The organism is Methylopila musalis (genome assembly GCF_042679725.1).
GTDB classification, from domain to species: domain Bacteria; phylum Pseudomonadota; class Alphaproteobacteria; order Rhizobiales; family Methylopilaceae; genus Methylopila; species Methylopila musalis.
This window is the reverse complement of record NZ_JBHTMX010000217.1, coordinates 1-4,618: the sequence shown is the minus strand read 5'-3', so window position 1 is coordinate 4,618 and position 4,618 is coordinate 1. Positions and strand designations below refer to the sequence as shown.

Genomic DNA, 4,618 nt, shown 5'->3' with positions numbered 1-4,618 from the left:
GCGGCGGCGCGGCCTGCGCCGCGCTCACGGCTGCGGCGTGGTGTCGATCGCCGCCTGACGGCGCGCCTCGCGGGCCGCGCGCTCGGACGGGTCGCGGCCGATCTTCTGGCTGAGGTCGGCGAGGTCGAGGAAGTGGTCGGCGCGGCGGCGCAGGTCGTCGGCGATCATCGCCGGCTGGGTGGTGACGGTGGAGATCACCGTCACGCGCACGCCCCGGCGCTGCATGGCCGCGACCAGCGGGGTGAAGTCGCCGTCGCCGGAGAACAGCACCATGTGGTCGATGTGCTCGGCCATCTCCAGCGCGTCGATGGCGAGTTCGATGTCGAGGTTGCCCTTGACCTTGCGGCGGCCCTGGCTGTCCGTGAACTCCTTGATCGGCTTGGTGACGACCGTGTAGCCGTTGTAGTCGAGCCAGTCGATCAGCGGCCGGATGGTGGAGACCTCTACGTCTTCGGCGAGCGCGGTGTAGTAATAGGCGCGGATGAGATAGCCGCGGCCCTGGAACTCGCGCAGCAGACGGCGGAAGTCGATGTCGAAGCCCACGCCGCGGGCGGTGGCGTAGAGGTTGGCGCCGTCGATGAACAGGCCGAGGCGTTCGTCCGAATAGAACATGGTGCGCGCGCTTTCCGAAAAGGCGTTGGGCGGAAAAAGAGGGGGGCTCGGGTCGCGCCGCCGGACCGGAGAAAACCTCCGCCGGATGTCGCGCCTGTCACGGTCCTTGCCACAGGAGCGGCCTCGCGGTAAAGACCGCGTTCAATCCTGAACTTGATCTTAGGAACAGAGGAGCGGACGCCCCATGGCCCGCGTCACCGTCGAGGATTGCATCGATAAGGTCGAGAACCGGTTCGAGCTCGTGCTGCTCGCCGGCCATCGCGCCCGCCTGATCGCGTCCGGCTCTCCGATCACCATCGACCGCGACAACGACAAGAACCCGGTGGTCGCGCTGCGCGAGATCGCCGACGAGACCGTGCAGCCCGAGGATCTGAAGGAAGACCTGATCCACTCGCTGCAGAAGTATGTGGAAGTGGACGAGCCGGAGGCCGAGACCGTGCCGGCGCTGGCGGGCTCCGGCTCCTCCGACGACGACGGCAATGTCAGCTTCGACCGCATGACGGAAGAGGACCTGCTGCGCGGCCTCGAAGGCCTCGTGCCGCCGGCCGAGACCGACGACGAGGAGTGACGCCTTAGGCGTCGCCGATCCGTTCCGGACATTCCATGAGCGCCGCGGCGGCCAAGGCCCTGCGGCGCTTTTGCTTTGTGGCTTTCGCGAACTTGTGCCCCGGTGCGAAGGCGACGATATCTGGAACGGTTCTCCGGCGGTCTTCGCCCTGTCCCTGTTCTCCAGCGTTCGGCGTGCCTTGACATGATGCGGCAGTACGAGCTCGTCGAGCGCGTCAAAGCCTACAATCCCAGCGCCGACGAGGCGTTGCTGAACCGCGGCTACGTCTACGCCATGAAGGCGCACGGCGCGCAGAAGCGCGCGTCCGGCGATCCCTATTTCTCGCATCCGCTGGAAGTGGCGGCGATTCTCACCGAGCTGCGGCTCGACGACGCCACCATCGTCGCCGCCCTGCTGCACGACACGATCGAGGACACCGACGCCACCCGCGACGAGCTGGACGCGCTGTTCGGCCGCCAGATCGGCGCGCTGGTGGATGGGCTGACCAAGCTCAAGAAGCTCGATCTCGTCACCAAGGAGGCGGCGCAGGCGGAGAACCTGCGCAAGCTGCTGCTCGCCATCGCCGACGACGTGCGCGTGCTGCTGGTGAAGCTCGCGGACCGCCTGCACAACATGCGCACGCTGCATTTCGTGCCGCCGGCCAAGCGCGCCCGCATCGCCCAGGAGACGGTGGAGCTCTACGCCCCGCTCGCCGGCCGCATGGGCATGCAGGGCGTGCGCGACGAGCTGGACGACATCTGCTTCCGCACGCTCTATCCGGACGCCTACGACACCATCGTCGACCGGCTGAACGCGCTGCGCGAGCGCAGCGTCGACTCCATCGCCGACATCCAGCGCGCCTTCGAGGAGCGCTTCGCCGCCGCCGGCATGGACGTGCAGATCACCGGCCGGGCCAAGAAGCCCTATTCGATCTGGCGCAAGATGGAGCGCAAGTCGGTGGCCTTCGAGCAGCTGTCCGACATCTTCGGCTTCCGGGTGATCGCCGCCGACGTGCCGAGCTGCTACCGGGCGCTGGGCGTGCTCCATTCCGGCTGGCCGACGGTGCCGGGCCGGTTCAAGGACTACATCTCCACTCCGAAGGAGAACGACTACCGCTCGCTCCACACCACCATCGTGGGACCGGGCCACCAGCGGGTAGAGCTGCAGATCCGCACTGAGGCCATGCAGCGCTTCGCCGAATACGGCATCGCGGCCCATGCGCTCTACAAGGACGGGCTCGGCGGCAACAACGACGCGCTGGCGCGCGAAAGCCGCGCCTATGGCTGGCTGCGCCGCACCGTGGAGCTGCTGGCGGAGGGCGACAATCCGGAAGAGTTCCTCGAGCACACCAAGCTCGAGCTGTTCAACGACCAGGTGTTCTGCTTCACGCCCAAGGGCCGCCTGATCGCGCTGCCCCGCGGCGCGACGCCGATCGACTTCGCATACGCCGTGCACACCAACGTGGGCAACGGCTGCGTGGGCGCGAAGATCAACGGCAAGACCGAATCGCTGATCGTCGAACTCAAGAACGGCGACGAGGTGGAGATCATCCGCTCCGACGCCCAGACGCCGCCCGCCGCCTGGGAGGCGGTGGTGGTGACGGGCAAGGCCCGCGCGGCCATTCGACGCGCCACGCGGGCCGCGGTGCGCGCGCAATACGCCGGGCTCGGCCGCCAGATCGTTCAGCGCGCCTTCGAGCGCAACGGCAAGGCGTTCTCGGACGAGAAGCTGAAGATGTCGCTGCACCGGCTGGCGCGCGTCAGCATCGACGACGTGCTGGCGGCGGTCGGGCGCGGCGAGATGCACTCGCTCGACGTGGTGCGCGCGGTCTATCCCGAGGTGCAGGACGAGCGTCCCCGGACCTCGCTCGGGCTGCCGGCGCCGGCCAACGGCTGGTTCGGGCTGGAGCAGGCGGGAGCGCTGCGCTTCAAGGCGCCGGGCGGGGAGCCCGCGGACGGGCCGCAGCCCTCGATCCCGATCCGGGGCCTGCGCGGCGACCTGCCGGTGCGTTTCGCGCCGGACGGCGGCGCGGTGCCGGGCGATCGCATCGTCGGCATTCTCGATCCGGGGCAGGGCATCACGATCTACCCGATCCAGTCGCCGGCGCTCAAGGAGTACGACGATCAGCCCGAGCGCTGGCTCGACGTGCGCTGGGACGTGGACCTCGCGCGGCGCGAGCGCTTTCCCGTGCGCATCATGGTGACGTCGATCAACGAGCCGGGCTCACTCGCCCGCATCACCCAGATCATCGGCGCTTACGAGGCGAACATCGACGACGTGCGGATGATTTCGCGCTCGCCGGACTTCCACGACATCGTGTTCGATCTCGGCGTCTACGACGTGAAGCATCTGGGCGCCATCATCGCCGACTTGCGCCAGGCGCCGGTGGTGAGCAACGTCCAGCGCGTCAACGGCTGAAGAAGAAACGGATATGGCAGGACCGATCAGGCTCGGGGTCAACATCGACCACGTCGCGACCGTGCGGAACGCCCGCGGCGGCGCGCATCCCGATCCCGTGCGCTTCGCGAAACTGGCGGCGGACGCGGGCGCGGACGGAATCACCGCGCATCTGCGCGAGGACCGTCGCCACATCCGCGACGCCGACATCGACCGCCTGCGCGCGGAGGTGGACCGCCCGCTCAACCTGGAAATGGCCGCGACCCCGGAGATGCTGGCGATCGCGCTGCGCGTGCGGCCGCACGCCGCCTGTCTGGTGCCGGAAAAGCGCGAGGAGCGCACGACCGAAGGCGGGCTCGACGTCATCGGGCAGAAGGCCGCGATCGCCCCGGTGGTGAAGGAGCTGGCGGCCGAGGGTATACGCGTCTCGCTGTTTGTGGAGGCGGACGAGGCGGCGCTGGAGCAGTCGGCGCTGCTGGGCGCCGCGGTTGTGGAGTTGCACACCGGCACGTGGTGCGAGGCGCTCGCCGCCGGCGCGCACGAGGCGGCGGCGCGGGAGTTCGCGCGGCTTGCGGCCGGTGCGCGGCTTGCGGCCAGCCTCGGCCTCGAAGTCCATGCGGGCCACGGGCTCGATTACGAGTCCGCCCGCACGCTCGCCGCGCTGCCGGAGATCGCGGAGTTCAACATCGGCCACTTCCTGATCGGCGAGGCCATCGCCGTCGGGCTGCCGGAGACCATCCGCCGCATGACGGCGGCCATGGCCGACGGGCGGAAGGCGCGCGCGGCGTGATCCTCGGCGTCGGCACGGACCTCTGCGACATCCGCCGCATCGAGCGGTCCATCGCCCGGTTCGGCGACCGTTTCCTCGATCGCGTGTTCACGGAGGCCGAGCGGGCAAAGGCGGGGGCGCAGACGGCGCCGGCCGCCGCGTACGCCAAGCGCTTCGCCGCCAAGGAGGCCTGCGCCAAGGCGCTGGGCTGCGGCTTCGGCCAGCACGCCGCCTGGCGCGAGATCGGCGTCGAGAACGACGAGGCCGGCCGCCCGGCGCTGCGCCTGACCGGC

At 69.5% G+C, this 4,618-nt stretch carries 5 protein-coding genes; 4 read left to right on the top strand and 1 reads right to left on the bottom strand.

Features of this window, described 5'->3' with window-relative positions:
* Positions 1 to 24: 24 nt before the first annotated feature.
* On the bottom strand, positions 25 to 612 hold the full coding sequence (locus ACFQ4O_RS15425; RefSeq protein ID WP_378776903.1) for a LabA-like NYN domain-containing protein: 588 nt from the start codon (positions 610 to 612) through the stop codon (positions 25 to 27).
* 184 nt (positions 613 to 796) lie between these two features.
* On the opposite strand from ACFQ4O_RS15425, the gene rpoZ reads away from it, so the two are divergent.
* The 4 genes from rpoZ to acpS form a co-directional block, all read left to right on the top strand.
* Positions 797 to 1,180 (top strand): DNA-directed RNA polymerase subunit omega, encoded by a 384-nt coding sequence (rpoZ, locus tag ACFQ4O_RS15420; RefSeq protein ID WP_378776901.1) that lies wholly within the window; start codon positions 797 to 799, stop codon positions 1,178 to 1,180.
* 183 nt (positions 1,181 to 1,363) lie between these two features.
* Positions 1,364 to 3,577, top strand: coding sequence for a RelA/SpoT family protein (locus ACFQ4O_RS15415; RefSeq protein WP_378776899.1), 2,214 nt, complete (start codon positions 1,364 to 1,366; stop codon positions 3,575 to 3,577).
* 13 nt (positions 3,578 to 3,590) lie between these two features.
* Positions 3,591 to 4,346: a pyridoxine 5'-phosphate synthase gene (locus tag ACFQ4O_RS15410; protein ID WP_378776897.1), complete on the top strand. Its 756-nt coding sequence runs from the start codon at positions 3,591 to 3,593 to the stop codon at positions 4,344 to 4,346.
* Positions 4,343 to 4,618, top strand: a 276-nt coding sequence (gene acpS, locus ACFQ4O_RS15405; RefSeq protein WP_378776895.1) for a holo-ACP synthase, incomplete at its 3' end; no start/stop codon positions are given. The genes ACFQ4O_RS15410 and acpS, both read left to right, overlap by 4 nt.

Bases quoted from the DNA above. Each gene is read 5' to 3' on its own strand.
- ACFQ4O_RS15410 (WP_378776897.1), top strand. From the start codon at position 3,591: ATGGCAGGACCGATCAGGCTCGGGGTCAACATCGACCACGTCGCGACC.
- ACFQ4O_RS15425 (WP_378776903.1), bottom strand. From the start codon at position 612: ATGTTCTATTCGGACGAACGCCTCGGCCTGTTCATCGACGGCGCCAAC.
- ACFQ4O_RS15415 (WP_378776899.1), top strand. From the start codon at position 1,364: ATGATGCGGCAGTACGAGCTCGTCGAGCGCGTCAAAGCCTACAATCCC.
- rpoZ (WP_378776901.1), top strand. From the start codon at position 797: ATGGCCCGCGTCACCGTCGAGGATTGCATCGATAAGGTCGAGAACCGG.